The following is a 17695-nucleotide window of genomic DNA, read 5'->3' as shown; positions in this document are numbered from 1 at the left end:
TTAGGCTGCCGGGAATACTCTGGCCTGGATCACTCCATGTTCGCACTTTATCGCACGGCGCTTCCTGCGCTAGGCCTTGCATTGATTCTTCCTTGTACCGTACAAGCGGCCACTGGTGAAACGCCAGAAAACTCTGCCGACACTCCACCCCGCGCCTTGCAGCGCCAGCCCCTGGCCGAGCGCAGCCAGGAGGACGCCCTGGCTCTGGAGCGTCACGTTCCCAAGGCCGAACAGCAGATGCTGCAAGCGGGCAACGACACCTTCCTGGCCTTGTGGAAGCCGGCCAATAGCAGCGAACCTGAGGGCGCTTTGATCATTCTCGCCGGTGCCGGTGAAACGGCCGACTGGCCGAAGACCGTCGGCCCACTGCGCCGCAAGTTTCCTGATGTCGGCTGGCATACCCTCAGCCTGGGCCTGCCCGACCTGCTGACCGACAGCCCGCAAGCGCGGATCGATACCGCGCCGGCGGCCAGTGAAACCGTCGCTCAAGGTCAGACGGCCCCCGCCAAGGACACCCCTGACGACGCCAATGCCAGCGTCGAAAAAGCCACCTCGCTCGAGAACGAAACCAGCGACGCCCCATCGCCGCTGCAAGGACCAGGTGCCGATGACACGGCCGACGCCGAGCGCATCTTCGACCGCCTGGAGGCCGCTGTTGCCTACGCCCAGCAACACAATGCCCGCAGCATCGTCTTGCTCGGCAACGGCAGCGGCGCTTACTGGGCCGCCCGGTACATCAGCGAACGGCATCCTGCCCAGATCCAGAAGTTGGTCATGGTCGCCGCGCAGACGCCGGCGCAGGTCGATCACAGCCTGGACAGCCTGGCGACGGCATTGAAGGTGCCCACCGCCGACTTTTTCTACACCAGCCAACCCCAGGCCCGACGGGCAGCCGAGCTTCGCCTGCAAGCCAGCAAACGGCTCAAGGACAGCAATTACCGCCAGGTGGGATTGGCTGCCTTGCCCGGTAACGGGGCGGCGGAACAAGAGCAATTGTTCCGCCGGATCCGTGGCTGGCTGAGCCCGGAAAGGACCGATTAGAACCCGCGACGCTTGCGGATGATGGCGTACGCCTGATGCAACTCGCGCGTGCGCTCGGTAGCTTCGCGCACCTGGAGCGGGCTGGCACCACTGCCGACCAGCTTGTCGGGATGATGACGGCTGAGCAGTCGCCGATACGCCTGTTTGATCTGGCCCGGCTCTGCTTCGGCGGCGACGCCAAGCATCCGCAGCGCCTGTTGGTAGCCCAGGCCAGTACTGGTCAGCGCTGGCCTTGGCGGCTCGTATTCCAGCGCCAGGGCCTGGACCCTGGTTGCTGACCATCCCAGCTGCTGCCCCCAGTCAAGCAGCAATTCGCGTTCCTGGCGCCCGGCCCGGCCATCGGCCCAGACCATGCGCCAGCACGCGCGCAGCATGCCCTCGGCAGCATGGGGTTGCAGGCTCAGCCGGCGCAGGTAACCGCCCAGGCGTTCCTTGCCGCTCTTGCCGCGGTTGAAGGCGGCAATTGCCCGACGTCGTGCGGTATCGTTCATTTCCAGGCGCTGCATTTCCAGACGCGCCTGCTGGATATGACCATCCGCCACTCGCCCGTCACACTTGGCCAGGCGCCCGAGCAGCACGAACAGCACCTCGTCATCGCGCAACACCGAACGCCCACCAAGGCGCTCACGCAGGTGCGCCCAACTGTGCAACTGCAACCGGCGGTCCATCGCCTGACCCAGCAATGCCCCCAGCAATGCGCCGGGAATACTGGCGATGGCGAAGCCCGCCCCGGCGCCAATCACCGTGCTCGGCCACAGCATCTCAGCGACGCCCGGCGATCAGCTGTTCGACGTGCGCCAGGCGCTCCTGCGTACCGACGTCCACCCAGTGCCCGCTGTAATGCTCTCCCGTAACCAGGCCGGCCGCCATGGCTTGGCGCAATAGCGGCGCAAGTTTGAAGGCACCGGCGGTACAGCCGTCGAACAGACGTGGGTCGATGACCGCGATACCACTGTATGTCAGGGTGGCCTGCCCTTCCTCGGCGTCACTTACCCGGCCCTGCTGCAGGCAAAAATCACCCTTGCCGTGGTGCCCTGGGTTGTCGACCAGCACCAGATGGGCAAGGTCCTCGGGCTTTTGTGGCAAGCGAGTGAAGTCGTAATCGCTCCAGACATCGCCATTGACCAGGACAAAGGGTTCACTGCCGAGCAACGGCAAGGCCTTGAAGATCCCGCCACCGGTTTCCAGGGGCTCGCCTTCGGCGGAATAGCGGATGCTCAACCCCCAGCCCGCGCCACTTCCCAGGTGAGCTTCGATCTGCGCACCCAGCCAGGCGTGGTTGATGACCACTTCCTTGAAACCTGCAGCCACCAGGGCTCGCAGGTGGTACTCGATCAATGGCACACCAGCTACCGGCAACAAGGGCTTGGGCGTGTGCAGGGTGAGCGGACGCATCCGCTCACCTTTGCCGGCCGCCAGAATCATCGCCTTCATGGACGCGCTCCAGCACTGGCCTGCAGGCTCTCGATCAGTTCATCCAGCTCGGCCAGTTCCGGACGACGGGCGATCACTTCATCTATATAGGCGAAGAAACGCGGCACATCGGTCAGGTAGCGAGGCTTGCCGTCGCGGTGGCAGATGCGGGCAAAGATGCCGATGACCTTGAGATGGCGCTGCACCCCCATCAGGTCGCTGGCGCGCCAGAAGCCCTCGAAGTCCGCCTGGACCGGAACACCCTTGGCCTGCGCGCGCTGCCAATAATCCTTCAACCAACCGTCCACCCGAGCTTGCGGCCAGCTCAGGAAGGCATCCTTGAACAGGCAGGTGATGTCATAGGTGACAGGCCCATAGACCGCATCCTGGAAATCCAGCACGCCTGGATTAGGCACACTCTGCATCAGATTGCGTGGCATATAGTCGCGGTGCACCAGTACTTTTGGCTGGGCCAAGGCACTGTCGATCAGCAGCGTGCAGATGCGCTGCCAGGCGGCCAGCTGCGCGTCCGTGAAACCCAGGCCCAGTTCCCGGCCCACATACCACTCAGGGAAAAGCTCCAGCTCCCGGCGCAGCAATGCCACGTCGTAGCTGGGCAACGGCGCGTCCGCGGGCAGTTGCTGGAAGGCCAGCAACGCCTCGATGGCATCATCGAACAGGCCATCGGCGTTTTCGCCGTCGATGACATCCAGGTAGGTCTGCGTGCCCAGGTCGCTGAGCAACAGGAAACCACGCTCCAGGTCCTGGGCATGGATCACCGGTACATTGACCTGCGCACTGGCCAGCAAATGGGCGATATCGACGAAAGGCCGGCAGTTTTCCTGCGGCGGCGGTGCATCCATGACCACAAAGCTGCGGCCTTCGGCCTGCCAGCGGAAATAACGGCGGAAGCTTGCGTCACTGCTCGCGGCAGTCAGGGTACCTGTCGGTACAGCCCCCCAGCCGTGTTGCTGGAACAGATTTGCCAGTTGTTCGGCGAGCCAGGCTTCAAGGTATTGCAGGCGTACATCGTGATCGGGCATTACAAGGGTCTCCGACGGCCCTAGCCGTCAAGCGGGTCATGCTTTATTATCCAGCATCTTTTTCAGACCATCGAGAGGCGTGCGGCCCCACACGCGGGCAGATGGCACGCAGGAAGCCCGGACTAATAAGATGGCATTGAAATCCCCCGCGTTTCGTAAAAAATTCCCGTTGCTGGTCACCGGCGGTCTGCTGGCGCTGCAACCTCTGACCACTTCATTCGTGGTCGCCGCAGAGCAATTCGACTGCCAAGTGTCCGCTGCCGGAGGCTGGGACTGCAAGCCCAAGACCAACGCTGCCGCCCTGCCTCCTCGCCCGGTACATGCTGGTGCGGCTGTCAGCTCGACTGGCGAAACGTCCGACGCCTCCGGTGAAGCCGTCGAAGACGCCGGCAAAGGCCCGATGCTCGTCACCGAGAGCAAAGGCCGTGGCCTGAAAACCCGCAGCACCGACTACAGCCACCTGGACTGGGTCCCTCGCGATCAGCTCACCCCCGCCCAGCTCGCCGAAACCGGGCCTTACTGCGCCGGTGCCTACATCGAGCCGGCCCGTCCCGGCATGGATGACACCACACCGAAGGACGAAGCACCGACCTTCATCGGCGCCAAGGTTTCGCGCTACCAGCAAGAGCAGCAGATCGCCACTCTCGCCGGCGACGTAGTCATGCGTCAGGGCAGCATGCAGGTAGAGGCCGACGAGGCCAACCTGTACCAGGCCGAGAACCGTGGTGAACTCAGCGGCAACGTCAAGATCCGCGACAACGGTTCGCTGGTCGTGGGCGATCACGCCGACATCCAGCTCGACACCGGTGAAGCCAAGGTCGATAACGCCGAATACGTGATGCATAAATCGCGCATCCGCGGTAACGCGCTGTACGCCAAGCGGGCTGAAAACGCCATCATCCGCCTCAAGGATGGTACTTACACCACCTGTGAGCCGAACAGCAACGCCTGGCAGCTCAAGGGCAACAACATCACCCTGAACCCGGCTACCGGCTTCGGTACTGCGACCAACGTCACCCTGCGGGTCAAGGATTTCCCGGTGTTCTACACACCGTACATCTACTTCCCGATCGACGACCGTCGCCAGTCCGGCTTCCTGCCGCCGTCGTTCAGCACCAGCAGTGACACCGGCTTCACGCTGGTAACTCCGTACTACTTCAACCTGGCGCCGAACTACGACGCCACCTTGTATCCACGCTACATGGCCAAACGCGGCCTGTTGATGGAAGGTGAGTTCCGCTACCTGACCAAGTCCAGCGAAGGACAGTTCGGTGGCGCCTACCTGAACGACAAGGAAGACGAGCGCAAGCTGCAGTCCGACTACGAAGAAAAACGCTGGATGGTCAACTGGCAGCACAAGGGCGGTCTGGATTCTCGCCTGATGACCGAGGTCGACTACACCGACATCAGCGACCCATTCTATTTCCAGGACCTGGAGACGGATCAGATTGGTGTCGAGAGCCAGGACTTCATCAACCAGCAGGGTGCGTTGACCTACCGTGGGGACAACTACACAGCGCGGTTGAACGCCCACGCCTATGAACTCGCAACCATCTCGCAGATCACCCCTTACGACCGACTGCCTCAGCTCACCCTGAACGGCATGCTGCCGTATCATCCGGGTGGCCTGGATTTCAGTTATGAGTCCGAGGCTGTGCGCTTTGACCGTGACCTGAAAGATGACTTTGTCCTGGACGAAGACGGCAACCCTGACGCCAGTGCTGGCGCACCGGGTCGCCGGCTCGACGAAAACATTTTCGGTGTGGCGCGCTCGAACGGCACGCGGCTGAATTTTGCACCCAAGATCAGCCTGCCTCTGTCCGCTTCCTACGGCTATGTAACCCCTTCTATCAAGTACGTGACCACCCATTACGATCTGGATTTGGACAGCAAAGGCGAGAGCGATCTGGCCAGCGCCTCTCCGGAAAGCCTGGACGTACTCGGCCGGTTCAGTGGCACCCAGAACCGCAACGTGCCGATCTTCAGCATCGACAGCGGCCTGTACTTCGACCGCAACACCCAATGGTTTGGCAAGAACTATCGCCAGACCCTCGAACCGCGTCTGTTCTATCTCTACGTCCCATATGAAGATCAGGTCGACATCCCGATCTTCGACAGTGGCGAGACACTGTTCGACTACAACTCGCTGTTCCGTGACAACCGCTTCGCCGGCACGGACCGCATCGGAGACGAGAACAAGCTCTCGCTGGGCGTGACCAACCGCTGGATCGAAGAAAACGGCTTCCAGCGCCAGCGCTTCAGCATTGGCCAGGCCTTGTATTTCAAAGATCGCAAAGTCCAACTGCCAGGTATCGACTATCGCACCCGCGCCAACGCCCAATCGGACGTCTCGCCGTATGCGCTGGAATACGAATACCGCTTCAACCGCGACTGGCGCTTCAATTCCGACTTCAACTGGGACCCAGACAGCCGCAGCACCCGCTCGGGCAGCGCGATGTTCCACTACCAGCCTGAAGATGACGTGAACAAGGTCGTCAACCTCGGCTACCGCTACCGCAACGATATGGTCATCTACGACCAAACCACCGGTCGCTGGCAAGTCGGCGGCGGTGACTACGGCACCCCGGGCGATCCGAACTACATCAAGGACTACTACAAGATCCAGCAACATGACTTCTCGGTCATGTGGCCGATCGTTCCGCAGTGGACCGCGATCGCTCGCTGGCAGCACGACTACAACCGCAACCGTACCCTGGAAGCCTTTGGTGGCTTCGAGTACGACAACTGCTGCTGGAAGCTGCGTCTGATCAACCGTTACTGGATCGATTACGACGACTTCAGCCAGGCAACCCCGCAAAACGAAAAAGGCGACCACGGCGTCTTCCTGCAGATTGTGCTGAAAGGCCTCGGCGGCGTAGTGGGCAACAAGGTCGAGTCTTTCCTCGACCAGGGCATTCAAGGTTATCGTACACGTGAAGACCAAGCTTACTGATTGTCTGCGCCCGCTATTGCTGGGCGCTGTATTGCTGAGCGGTGCGGCGCATGCCGCCGTTCAGCCTCTGGATAGTGTCGTGGCCATCGTCGATAACGACGTGGTCATGAAAAGCCAGTTGGACCAGCGCGTACACGAGGTCGAGCAAACCATCGCCAAGCGCGGTGGCGCTGCGCCACCCCCAGGCGTACTGGACCAGCAAGTGCTCGAACGCCTGATCGTCGAAAACCTGCAACTGCAGATCGGCGAGCGCTCCGGCATCCGCATCACCGACGAAGAGCTCAACCAGGCCATCGGTACCATTGCCCAGCGCAACGGTATGAGCCTGGAGCAATTCCGCGCAGCCCTGGCCCGCGACGGCCTGTCGTTTGATGATGCGCGCGAGCAGGTCCGTCGCGAGATGGTCATCAGCCGCGTGCGTCAACGCCGGGTAGCCGAGCGTATCCAGGTATCGGAGCAGGAAGTAAAGAACTTCCTCGCATCAGATCTGGGCAAGATGCAGCTGTCCGAAGAGTTCCGCCTGGCCAACATCCTCATCCCGACCCCGGAACGCGCCGATTCTGCCGCGATCCAGGCAGCCGCCAAACAAGCGGGCGAGGTGTATCAGCAACTCAAGCAAGGCGCCGATTTCGCCCAACTGGCGATTGCCCGTTCGGCCAGCGAAACAGCCCTGGAAGGTGGCGAAATGGGCTGGCGTAAAGCCGCGCAATTGCCGCCGCCCTTCGATCGCCTGCTCAGCTCGATGTCGGTGGGTGATGTCACCGAACCAATCCGCACCCCGGGTGGCTTCATCATCCTCAAGCTGCAAGAAAAGCGCGGCGGCCAGACCATGGTCCGCGACGAAGTCCACGTGCGCCACATCCTGATCAAGCCAAGCGAAATCCGCAGCGAAGCGGCGACCAAGCAACTGGCCGAGAAACTCTACGACCGGATCAAATCCGGTGAAGATTTCGGCGAGTTGGCCAGAAGCTTCTCGGAAGATCCAGGCTCCGCCCTCAATGGCGGCGACCTCAACTGGGTTGATCCGAACGCGCTGGTGCCTGAGTTCCGTGAGCAAATGGCCAATGCACCCCAAGGTGAAGTGACCAAGCCATTCCAGACCCAATACGGCTGGCACGTACTGGAAGTCCTCGGCCGTCGCGCTACCGACAGCACTGAGCAGGCGCGTGAGCAACAAGCAATGAACGTTCTGCGTAATCGCAAATACGACGAGGAACTGCAGACCTGGCTGCGCCAGATCCGCGATGAAGCCTACGTTGAAATCAAGCTTCCTGGCGCCAATCAGGCCTCCCAGTGAAACCTAGACGCTTCGCCCTCACACCCGGCGAACCAGCCGGCATAGGTCCCGACCTGTGCCTGCTGCTCGCCGCGCAAGCCCAGCCTCACCCCCTGATTGCCATCACCAGCCGTGACCTGCTCGTCGAGCGGGCCACGCAGTTAGGTGTGGCCGTCACATTGTTGCCGGTGAGCCCCGAGACCTTCCCAGCCAAGCCAGCCCCTGCCGGCAGCCTGTATGTGTGGGATACACCGCTGCAAAACCCGGTAGTCGCCGGCCAGCTCGACAAGGCCAACGCCGCGTTCGTGCTGGAAACCCTGACCCGCGCCGGCCAAGGCTGCCTGGATGGGCACTTTGCCGGAATGATCACCGCCCCCGTTCACAAAGGGGTGATCAACGAGAGCGGTATCGCCTTTTCCGGCCACACCGAGTTCCTGGCCGACCTGACCAGCACCGCACAAGTCGTCATGATGCTGGCGACCCGAGGCCTGCGTGTTGCCCTGGTGACCACTCACCTGCCCCTGCGCGATGTTGCCGATGCCATCACCCCGGAGCGCCTGGAGCGCGTGACGCGGATCCTGCATGCCGACCTGCAACAGAAGTTCGGTATCGCCAATCCGCGCATCCTGGTCTGCGGCCTCAACCCGCACGCGGGTGAAGGGGGGCACCTGGGCCATGAAGAAATCGACACCATCGAACCCACACTGGCACGCCTGCGAAGCGAAGGCATGGACCTGCGCGGCCCGTTGCCTGCCGACACCCTGTTTACCCCCAAATATCTGGAGCACTGCGATGCAGTGCTGGCGATGTACCACGACCAGGGCCTTCCCGTACTCAAGTACAAGGGTTTTGGCGCTGCAGTGAACGTGACCCTGGGCCTGCCGATCATCCGCACGTCGGTCGATCATGGCACCGCCCTGGATCTGGCCGGCAGCGGCCGGATCGACACCGGGAGCCTGCAGGTCGCGCTGGAAACCGCCTATCAGATGGCCGAGACCCGACTATGAGTGAGCAATACCAACACCGGGCGCGCAAGCGCTTCGGCCAGAACTTCCTGCACGACGCCGGCGTCATCGACCGCATCCTGCGCTCGATTCACGCCAAGTCTACCGACCGCATGCTGGAAATCGGTCCGGGCCAGGGCGCCCTGACCGAGGGCCTGCTGGGCAGCGGTGCACAGCTTGACGTTGTAGAGCTGGACAAGGACCTGGTCCCGATCCTGAACCAGCAGTTCGCCGGTCGTGGCAACTTCCGCCTGCACCAGGGCGATGCCCTGAAATTCGATTTCACCAGCCTGGGCGCTGCGCCAAACAGCCTGCGCGTGGTCGGCAATCTGCCGTACAACATCTCCACGCCACTGATCTTCCACCTGCTCAGTAATGCCGAGCTGATTCGCGACATGCATTTCATGCTGCAAAAGGAAGTGGTCGAGCGCCTCGCCGCGGGCCCTGGCGGTGGTGACTGGGGGCGCCTGTCGATCATGGTCCAGTACCACTGCCGAGTAGAGCACCTTTTCAACGTCGGCCCTGGCGCGTTCAACCCGCCGCCGAAGGTTGACTCGGCCATTGTCCGGCTGACGCCCCATGAGACTCTCCCCCATCCTGCCAAGGATCATCGCCTGCTGGAGCGCATTGTCCGCGAAGCCTTCAACCAGCGCCGCAAGACCTTGCGCAACACCCTCAAGGCGCTACTCAGCAGCGACGCTATCGAAGCCGCTGGCGTCGATGGCAGCCTGCGCCCGGAACAGCTGGACCTGGCGGCATTTGTGCGCCTGGCCGACAAGCTGGCCGAACAACAGGGTAGCCACTGAAAGTCCTACACGGCCAGTCATGTTGCATGACTGGCCGGCAACCCCGCCAATGGCCTAGACTGGTGCAATTGCCGTATCCGCGTCTGCTTCCAAGGCCCCTTGCATGTCTGATCCTCGCTACCAGATCGACGTCAGCGTCGTGACCCGCTTTCTCAAAGAACAATCCGACTCCGAAAACGACCGCTTTGCCTTTGCCTATACCATTACCGTAGTGAACAACGGCACGGTGCCAGCCAAGCTGATGTCCCGGCACTGGCTGATCACCAACGGCGACGGCCTGGTCGAAGAGGTCCGTGGTGCCGGTGTCATCGGTCAGCAACCGTTGATCGAACCTGGCAAGAGCCACACCTACAGCAGCGGCGCGGTCATCAGCACCACGGTAGGCACAATGCAGGGCACCTACCAGATGCTCGCCGAAGACGGTAAGCACTTCGATGCCATCATTGCCCCGTTCCGCCTGGCAGTTCCAGGAGCCCTGCACTGATGGCTGTATACGCAGTCGGCGACCTGCAAGGTTGCCTGCAACCTCTCAAGTGCCTGCTCGAACGAGTCAATTTCAACCCGGCAGCCGACCGCCTGTGGCTGGTGGGCGACCTGGTCAACCGTGGCCCGGAATCACTGGAAACCTTGCGTTTTCTCTATTCCATCCGCGAATCGCTGACCTGCGTGCTGGGCAACCATGACCTGCACCTGCTGGCGGCATGGCACAACATCGAGCGCCTCAAAAAGCACGACACCCTGCGGGAAATTCTTGAGGCGCCCGACGCCGGTGAACTTCTCGACTGGCTTCGTCGACAAAAGCTTTTGCACTACGACGAGCAACGCAGCGTCGCGTTGGTACATGCCGGCATCCCCCCCCAGTGGACATTGGGCAAAGCCCTCGAGCTGGCTGGCGAAGTCGAAGAAGTATTGCGCGACGACAATCGCCTCAAGCCCTACCTTGACGGCATGTACGGCAACGAGCCGAACAAGTGGAGCAAGGACCTCAGTGGCGTGACCCGCCTGCGAGTGATCACCAACTACTTTACACGCATGCGCTTTTGCACCAGTGAAGGCAAGCTCGACCTCAAGGGCAAGGAAGGCGCCGATACCGCGCCGCCAGGCTACAAACCCTGGTTTGCCCATAAGGGACGCCGCTCACGCCACGTGAAGATCATCTTCGGTCACTGGGCAGCACTTGAAGGCCGTTGCAAGGAGCCCGGGGTCATCCCCCTGGATACCGGATGCGTCTGGGGCGGGGCCATGACCCTGTACAACGTCGACAGTGGCGTGTTCCACCGATGCGACTGCACCGACGAAGGAACGCCTCGCCCACAGCCGGCGCTGGAACAACCGGCTAGAATGAACAACCAGTCCTGAAGGAAACCATTCCCATGAGCGAATTCAAACGCATCCCTCCCGAGCAGGCCCAGGCCCTGCGGGAGCAAGGTGCGGTCGTGGTCGATATTCGCGACCCGCAAACCTACGCCGCCTTGCACATCGCAGGCTCCAAGCACCTGGACAATCATTCGGTCGCCGACTTCATTCGTGGCGCAGATCTCGACGCTCCGACCGTAGTGGTCTGCTACCACGGCAACTCCAGCCAGAGTGCCGCCGCCTACCTGGTCAGCCAGGGCTTTTCCGACGTCTACAGCCTGGACGGTGGCTTCGCGCTGTGGCGCGGCACCTACCCTGCGGAAACCGCCCAGGGCACTGCCGAATAATTTTTTTCATTTCCTGCAGCCCGCGTCCTGTGCGGGCTCGCACCTGACCTGACGAACGGTCGCCATCAACAATTCATCCAACCGCCCTTGACCTCCCCGAGAACGAACTATCCTTAAGCCCAGGCCATCCAAAAAGGGGAGAGCCGGTACACCGGCGTGCGGGTCATCGGTAGCGAATTTACAGGTGTTCTGGGGGGTATACAGCAATCGGTAGTCCCGGTTGCATGCCAGCATCAGCTGACTGATCCGGCGTCGGCTCCACGTATCGAGCGAGGTGACGTCATGAGTATTTTTAGCCACTTCCAACAACGTTTCGAGTCCACCCGTCAGGAAGAACTTTCGCTGCAAGAGTACCTTGAGCTCTGCAAGAGTGATCGCAGCGCTTATGCCTCGGCGGCCGAACGCCTGTTGATGGCTATCGGCGAGCCGGAGCTGGTCGACACCTCGAACAACTCCAGGTTGTCGCGGATCTTCTCCAACAAGGTGATCCGCCGCTACCCGGCATTTGAAGACTTCCACGGCATGGAAGAATGCATCGACCAGATCGTCTCCTACTTCCGCCATGCCGCCCAAGGGCTAGAGGAGAAGAAGCAGATCCTCTATCTCCTGGGGCCGGTGGGTGGCGGCAAGTCTTCCCTGGCTGAAAAGCTCAAGCAGCTGATGGAGAAAGTGCCCTTCTATGCCATCAAGGGCTCGCCGGTGTTCGAGTCGCCACTGGGACTGTTCAATGCCACCGAGGACGGCGCCATTCTTGAAGAGGACTTCGGCATTCCGCGTCGTTACCTCAATACCATCATGTCGCCCTGGGCGACCAAGCGCCTGGCTGAATTCGGGGGCGATATCAGCCAGTTCAAGGTGGTCAAGCTGTACCCATCGATCCTCAACCAGATCGCCGTGGCCAAGACCGAACCTGGTGACGAGAACAACCAGGACATTTCGGCCCTGGTCGGTAAAGTCGATATCCGCAAGCTCGAGGAATACCCACAGAACGATGCCGATGCCTACAGCTACTCGGGCGCACTGTGCCGGGCCAACCAGGGCCTGATGGAGTTCGTCGAGATGTTCAAGGCGCCCATCAAGGTCCTGCACCCACTCCTGACCGCCACCCAGGAAGGCAACTACAACAGTACAGAGGGTCTCGGTGCCATCCCCTACTCCGGCATCTTACTGGCGCACTCCAACGAATCGGAATGGCACAGCTTCCGCAACAACAAGAACAACGAGGCGTTCATCGACCGTATCTACATCGTCAAGGTGCCGTACTGCCTGCGGGTCAGCGACGAGATCAAGATCTACGACAAGTTGCTGTTCAACAGCTCGCTGGCCAAGGCTCATTGCGCGCCTGACACCTTGAAGATGCTCGCCCAGTTCACCGTGCTGTCACGGTTGAAAGAACCTGAAAACTCGAACATCTACTCGAAAATGCGGGTCTACGATGGTGAAAACCTCAAGGACACCGACCCAAAGGCCAAATCGATCCAGGAGTACCGCGACGCGGCCGGTGTGGATGAGGGGATGAACGGCCTTTCGACCCGCTTTGCCTTCAAGATCCTTTCCAAGGTGTTCAACTTCGACCCACACGAAATTGCTGCCAACCCGGTGCATCTGCTTTATGTACTGGAGCAGCAGATCGAACAGGAGCAGTTCCCGGCCGAGGTACGCGAGCGGTACCTGCGCTACCTGAAGGAGTACCTGGCACCGCGCTACATCGAGTTCATCGGCAAGGAAATCCAGACGGCATACCTCGAGTCCTACAGCGAGTACGGCCAGAACATCTTCGACCGCTACGTGCTGTACGCCGACTTCTGGATCCAGGACCAGGAATACCGCGACCCGGAAACCGGAGAGATCCTCAACCGTATCGCCCTCAACGAGGAACTGGAGAAAATCGAGAAGCCGGCAGGCATCAGCAACCCGAAGGACTTCCGCAACGAGATCGTCAACTTCGTCTTGCGCGCCCGAGCCAACAACAATGGCAAGAACCCGACCTGGCTGAGCTACGAAAAGCTGCGCGTGGTGATCGAGAAGAAAATGTTCTCCAACACCGAAGACCTGCTGCCGGTCATCAGCTTCAACGCCAAGGCCAGCAAAGAAGATCAACAGAAGCACAACGACTTCGTCACCCGGATGGTGGAACGCGGTTACACAGACAAACAAGTTCGGCTGCTCTCGGAATGGTACCTGCGCGTCAGAAAATCGCAGTGACCGAGCTGTAAGTGGCAAGCCGCAGGCTCTATCCCAGGCATTTGCTGTCTGCCTGGCAGGGCTTGCGGCTTGAAGCTTGAGTCTTCAGCTCCCGGAGGGGCCTATGAGCTATGTGATCGACCGACGCCTGAACGGCAAGAACAAGAGCACGGTCAACCGCCAGCGCTTTCTGCGGCGTTACCGTGACCACATCAAGAAAGCCGTCGAGGAGGCCGTAAGTCGCCGCTCCATTACCGATATGGAACATGGCGAGCAGATCAGCATACCCGGTCGCGATATCGACGAGCCGGTGCTGCACCACGGTCGTGGCGGCAAGCAGACAGTCGTCCACCCCGGCAACAAGGAGTTCACTGCTGGCGAACACATCGCCCGCCCCCAGGGTGGAGGCGGTGGAGGCGGACGCGGCAAAGCCGGTAACTCGGGTGAAGGCATGGATGAATTCGTCTTCCAGATCACTCAGGAAGAGTTTCTTGAGTTCATGTTCGAAGACCTCGAACTGCCCAACCTGGTCAAACGCCATCTGGCCGGCACCGATACCTTCAAGACCGTGCGCGCGGGTATCAGCAACGAAGGCAATCCGTCACGGATCAACATCATCCGCACCTTGCGCTCAGCACACGCCCGACGCATCGCCCTGTCTGGCAGCAGCCGCGCAAAACTGCGCGAAGCCCAAGAGGAACTGGCACGCCTGAAGCGCGAAGAGCCCGACAACTTCGGCGATATTCAGGAAATAGAAGCGGAAATAGAACGGTTGAGTGCCCGTATTCACCGTGTACCTTTCCTCGACACCTTCGACCTCAAGTACAACTTGCTGGTCAAGCAACCCAACCCCAGCTCAAAAGCGGTGATGTTCTGCCTGATGGACGTCTCTGGCTCCATGACCCAGGCCACCAAGGACATCGCCAAGCGCTTCTTCATCCTTTTGTACCTGTTCCTCAAGCGCAATTACGACAAGATTGAAGTGGTTTTCATCCGCCACCACACCAGTGCTCGCGAAGTCGACGAGGAGGAGTTTTTCTATTCCCGGGAAACCGGCGGCACCATCGTTTCCAGCGCCTTGAAACTGATGCAGGAAATCATGGCCGAGCGCTACCAGGCCAGTGAATGGAATATTTACGCCGCCCAAGCCTCCGACGGCGACAACTGGAATGACGACTCGCCGATTTGCCGCGAGATCCTCACCAAGCAAATCATGCCGTTCGTCCAGTACTACACTTACGTGGAGATCACTCCCCGCGAACATCAGGCATTGTGGTTCGAATATGAACGCATCGGTGAAGCCTTTGCCGATACGTTCGCCCAGCAGCAGCTGGTGTCGGCCGGTGATATCTATCCGGTCTTCCGTGAACTCTTCCAGCGCAGGTTAGTGACATGACCGCTAGAGAGCAGAAGCGCCAACCCATTTCCACCGGGTCCGAATGGACATTCGAACTGATCCAGGCCTATGACCGGGAAATCAGCCGCCTGGCCGAGCGCTATGCCCTGGACACCTACCCCAACCAGATCGAAGTGATTACGGCTGAGCAGATGATGGACGCCTATGCGTCCGTGGGCATGCCCCTTGGCTACCACCACTGGTCATACGGCAAGCACTTCCTGAGTACCGAGAAATCCTACAGCCGTGGCCAGATGGGCCTTGCCTACGAAATCGTGATCAACTCCGATCCCTGCATCGCCTACCTGATGGAAGAAAACACCATCTGCATGCAGGCCCTGGTGGTTGCCCACGCCTGCTATGGGCACAACAGCTTCTTCAAAGGCAATTACCTGTTCCGCACCTGGACCGACGCCAGCTCGATCATCGACTACCTGGTGTTCGCCAAGCAGTACATCACCCTATGCGAGGAGCGCCATGGCATCGACGCGGTCGAAGACCTGCTCGACTCCTGCCATGCCTTGATGAACTACGGTGTTGACCGCTACAAGCGGCCGTACCCGATTTCCGCGGAAGAAGAGCGGCGCCGGCAGAAGGAACGCGAAGAACACCTGCAAAAGCAGATCAATGACCTGTGGCGCACCATTCCCAAGGGTGCCGACAAGAATAGCGAGCGCGACAATGCGCGCTTCCCCGCCGAACCTCAGGAAAATATTCTCTACTTCATCGAAAAGCATGCACCCTTGCTCGAACCCTGGCAGCGGGAAATCGTGCGTATCGTGCGCAAGATCGCCCAGTACTTCTATCCGCAACGCCAAACCCAGGTGATGAACGAAGGCTGGGCCACCTTCTGGCACTACACGCTGATGAACGACCTCTACGACGAGGGCCTGGTAACCGACGGCTTCATGATGGAGTTCCTGCAGTCGCACACCAGCGTAGTGTTCCAGCCCGGTTTCGACAGCCCTTATTACAGTGGCATCAACCCGTATGCCCTGGGCTTTGCCATGTACCGCGACATCCGCCGCATGTGCGAACACCCCACCGAGGAAGACCGCCGCTGGTTCCCCGACATCGCCGGCAGCGATTGGCTGTCGACCATCAAGTTCGCCATGAGCAGCTTCAAGGACGAAAGCTTCATCCTGCAGTACCTGTCACCCACCGTGATCCGCGACCTGAAGCTGTTCAGTATTCTCGATGACGACCAGCGCGAAGATCTGCTGGTGCCGGCCATCCATGACGAAAACGGCTATCGGATCATCCGTGAAACCCTGGCTGCCCAGTACAACCTGGGGAACCGCGAACCGAACGTGCAGATCTGGAGCATCGACCGGCGCGGCGACCGCTCCCTGACCCTGCGTCACCAGCAACACGACCGCAAACCGCTGGGCGACTCCACCGAGGAAGTGCTCAAGCACCTGCACCGCCTCTGGGGCTTCGATATCCACCTGGAAACGCTGCAGGGCGACCAGATCATGAAAACTCATCACGTACCGCCCAAGGGCGAGCACAGCGAAGCGGAGTACGGTCGCCTGGACCTCGCGGTCGTGCACCTCTAGTCCCCCTGCCCTCCGTTGCTGCCAGACAGGTTATCCTGTGGCATCAACGGAGGTTTTTCATGCAGATCTACAAAGTCGGAGGCGCCGTACGCGATCGCCTGCTCGGCCGTCCGGTCAGTGATATCGACTGGGTCGTGGTCGGTGCCACGGCTGAACAAATGCAGGCGCTGGGCTTCAGGCCGGTCGGGGCTGATTTCCCGGTATTCCTTCATCCTGAAAGCGGTGAGGAATATGCCCTGGCCCGCACCGAACGCAAGAGCGGGCGCGGCTATGGCGGCTTCACTTTCCACGCAAGCCCCGAGGTGACGCTCGAAGAGGACCTGATTCGCCGCGACCTGACCATCAACGCCATGGCCGAAGATGAGCAAGGCATCGTCAGCGACCCGTATCACGGCCAAAAAGATCTAGAATCTCGCATCTTGCGCCACGTATCCCCGGCGTTCACCGAAGATCCCTTGCGTGTCCTTCGTGTTGCCCGCTTTGCCGCGCGCTATGCCAGCCTGGGTTTCAGCGTAGCTCCGGAAACCATCGACTTGATGCGACAGCTCAGCGAGTCAGGAGAACTCCAGGCACTCACCGCCGAACGCAGCTGGAAGGAGATTGCCCGCGCACTGATGGAAGATCACCCCCAGGTGTTCATCCAGGTACTGCGCGAGTGTGGCGCGCTTAAGGAGCTGCTACCGGAAGTCGATGCGCTGTTCGGTGTGCCACAACCTGCGGCTCACCACCCGGAAATCGACTGTGGTATCCATACCCTCTCGGTTCTCGAGCAAGCCGCCCGGCATCAACAACCCCTGACGGTGCGCTGGGCCTGCCTGCTACATGACCTGGGCAAGGGCACAACGCCGGAGGCGCAGTGGCCACGACACATTGCCCATGAGCATCGTGGGTTGCAGTTGATCGAGGCCGTCAACCAGCGCTTCAAGGTGCCGCGGGATTGCCAGGAACTGGCGATGCTGGTGGGTGAGTTCCACACTCACTGCCACCGGGCACTGGAACTCAAGGCCTCGACACTGCTCGAACTCCTGCAGCGCTTCGATGTGTACCGCAGGCCTCAGCGCTTCGAGGAGTTCATTTGCGCTTGCGAGATGGACGCACGAGGCCGCAAGGGTCTGGAACAAAGAGAATATCCACAGGCCGACTACTTGCGCGGCGCAGTGGCAGCTGCGCGGGCCGTACAGGTGCAGCCGCTGGTGCAGCAAGGGCTGACCGGCCAGGCATTGGGAGAAGCGCTCAAGGGCGAGCGGCTGAAGGCTTTGAAAACCTACAAAGGGTAAAACCATCGCGGGACAAGCCTGCTCTTGCAGCAGAGGCTTG

Annotated in this window: 15 protein-coding genes; 12 read left to right on the top strand and 3 right to left on the bottom strand. The window is 60.7% G+C overall.

Going from position 1 to position 17695, the window contains the following annotated elements; genetic code table 11:
- Window positions 1–36 precede the first annotated feature (36 nt).
- The gene (locus tag ABVN19_RS25175; RefSeq protein WP_028942144.1) at window positions 37–1041 is read left to right on the top strand and encodes an alpha/beta hydrolase family protein; all 1005 of its coding nucleotides are present in this window, start codon (window positions 37–39) and stop codon (window positions 1039–1041) included.
- Here the strand turns inward: ABVN19_RS25175 and ABVN19_RS25170 are convergent.
- Genes ABVN19_RS25170 through ABVN19_RS25160 form a run of 3 tightly spaced genes read right to left on the bottom strand, consistent with a single transcriptional unit; the run spans window position 1038 to window position 3497 of the window.
- Complete coding sequence (locus ABVN19_RS25170; protein WP_028942145.1) at window positions 1038–1802, bottom strand: DnaJ domain-containing protein; 765 nt, start codon at window positions 1800–1802, stop codon at window positions 1038–1040. The two genes, ABVN19_RS25175 and ABVN19_RS25170, sit on opposite strands and share 4 nt — an antisense overlap.
- A 1-nt stretch (window position 1803) precedes the next feature.
- Window positions 1804–2475: an N-acetylmuramate alpha-1-phosphate uridylyltransferase MurU gene (gene murU, locus ABVN19_RS25165; protein ID WP_028942146.1), complete on the bottom strand. Its 672-nt coding sequence runs from the start codon at window positions 2473–2475 to the stop codon at window positions 1804–1806.
- Complete coding sequence (locus ABVN19_RS25160; protein WP_105641466.1) at window positions 2472–3497, bottom strand: phosphotransferase; 1026 nt, start codon at window positions 3495–3497, stop codon at window positions 2472–2474. Before ABVN19_RS25160 ends, murU begins: the two co-directional genes overlap by 4 nt.
- 130 nt (window positions 3498–3627) lie before the next feature.
- Between ABVN19_RS25160 and ABVN19_RS25155 the strand changes: the two genes are divergently transcribed.
- The 11 genes from ABVN19_RS25155 (at window position 3628) to ABVN19_RS25105 (ending at window position 17655) form a co-directional block, all read left to right on the top strand.
- Window positions 3628–6450: an LPS-assembly protein LptD gene (locus tag ABVN19_RS25155; RefSeq protein WP_105641465.1), complete on the top strand. Its 2823-nt coding sequence runs from the start codon at window positions 3628–3630 to the stop codon at window positions 6448–6450.
- On the top strand, window positions 6431–7747 hold the full coding sequence (locus tag ABVN19_RS25150; RefSeq protein WP_028942149.1) for a peptidylprolyl isomerase: 1317 nt from the start codon (window positions 6431–6433) through the stop codon (window positions 7745–7747). Before ABVN19_RS25155 ends, ABVN19_RS25150 begins: the two co-directional genes overlap by 20 nt.
- A complete protein-coding gene (gene pdxA, locus ABVN19_RS25145) occupies window positions 7744–8733 on the top strand; it encodes a 4-hydroxythreonine-4-phosphate dehydrogenase PdxA (RefSeq protein ID WP_028942150.1) in 990 nt (329 codons plus the stop codon). The genes ABVN19_RS25150 and pdxA overlap by 4 nt, the downstream gene beginning before the upstream one ends.
- Window positions 8730–9536, top strand: a complete 807-nt coding sequence (rsmA, locus tag ABVN19_RS25140) for a 16S rRNA (adenine(1518)-N(6)/adenine(1519)-N(6))-dimethyltransferase RsmA (protein WP_028942151.1) — start codon at window positions 8730–8732, stop codon at window positions 9534–9536. The genes pdxA and rsmA overlap by 4 nt, the downstream gene beginning before the upstream one ends.
- 103 nt (window positions 9537–9639) lie before the next feature.
- Window positions 9640–10020: a Co2+/Mg2+ efflux protein ApaG gene (gene apaG / locus ABVN19_RS25135; protein ID WP_028942152.1), complete on the top strand. Its 381-nt coding sequence runs from the start codon at window positions 9640–9642 to the stop codon at window positions 10018–10020.
- Complete coding sequence (locus ABVN19_RS25130) at window positions 10020–10895, top strand: symmetrical bis(5'-nucleosyl)-tetraphosphatase (protein WP_105641464.1); 876 nt, start codon at window positions 10020–10022, stop codon at window positions 10893–10895. The genes apaG and ABVN19_RS25130 overlap by 1 nt, the downstream gene beginning before the upstream one ends.
- 14 nt (window positions 10896–10909) lie before the next feature.
- Window positions 10910–11239, top strand: coding sequence for a thiosulfate sulfurtransferase GlpE (gene glpE / locus ABVN19_RS25125; RefSeq protein ID WP_105641463.1), 330 nt, complete (start codon window positions 10910–10912; stop codon window positions 11237–11239).
- 282 nt (window positions 11240–11521) lie between these two features.
- Window positions 11522–13444, top strand: a complete 1923-nt coding sequence (locus ABVN19_RS25120; RefSeq protein WP_028942155.1) for a PrkA family serine protein kinase — start codon at window positions 11522–11524, stop codon at window positions 13442–13444.
- 103 nt (window positions 13445–13547) lie between these two features.
- The gene (locus ABVN19_RS25115) at window positions 13548–14819 is read left to right on the top strand and encodes a YeaH/YhbH family protein (protein ID WP_028942156.1); all 1272 of its coding nucleotides are present in this window, start codon (window positions 13548–13550) and stop codon (window positions 14817–14819) included.
- Window positions 14816–16378 (top strand): SpoVR family protein, encoded by a 1563-nt coding sequence (locus tag ABVN19_RS25110; protein ID WP_105641462.1) that lies wholly within the window; start codon window positions 14816–14818, stop codon window positions 16376–16378. The genes ABVN19_RS25115 and ABVN19_RS25110 overlap by 4 nt, the downstream gene beginning before the upstream one ends.
- A gap of 59 nt (window positions 16379–16437) precedes the next feature.
- Window positions 16438–17655 carry a multifunctional CCA addition/repair protein gene (locus tag ABVN19_RS25105; protein ID WP_028942158.1) on the top strand — a complete coding sequence of 406 codons (1218 nt, stop codon included), beginning with the start codon at window positions 16438–16440 and terminating at the stop codon, window positions 17653–17655.
- The last annotated feature ends 40 nt before the right edge of the window (window positions 17656–17695 follow it).

Origin of the sequence: Pseudomonas vranovensis (assembly GCF_040438935.1) — a bacterium.
GTDB lineage: Bacteria > Pseudomonadota > Gammaproteobacteria > Pseudomonadales > Pseudomonadaceae > Aquipseudomonas > Aquipseudomonas vranovensis.
This window is presented reverse-complemented; position numbering and strand designations above follow the sequence as displayed.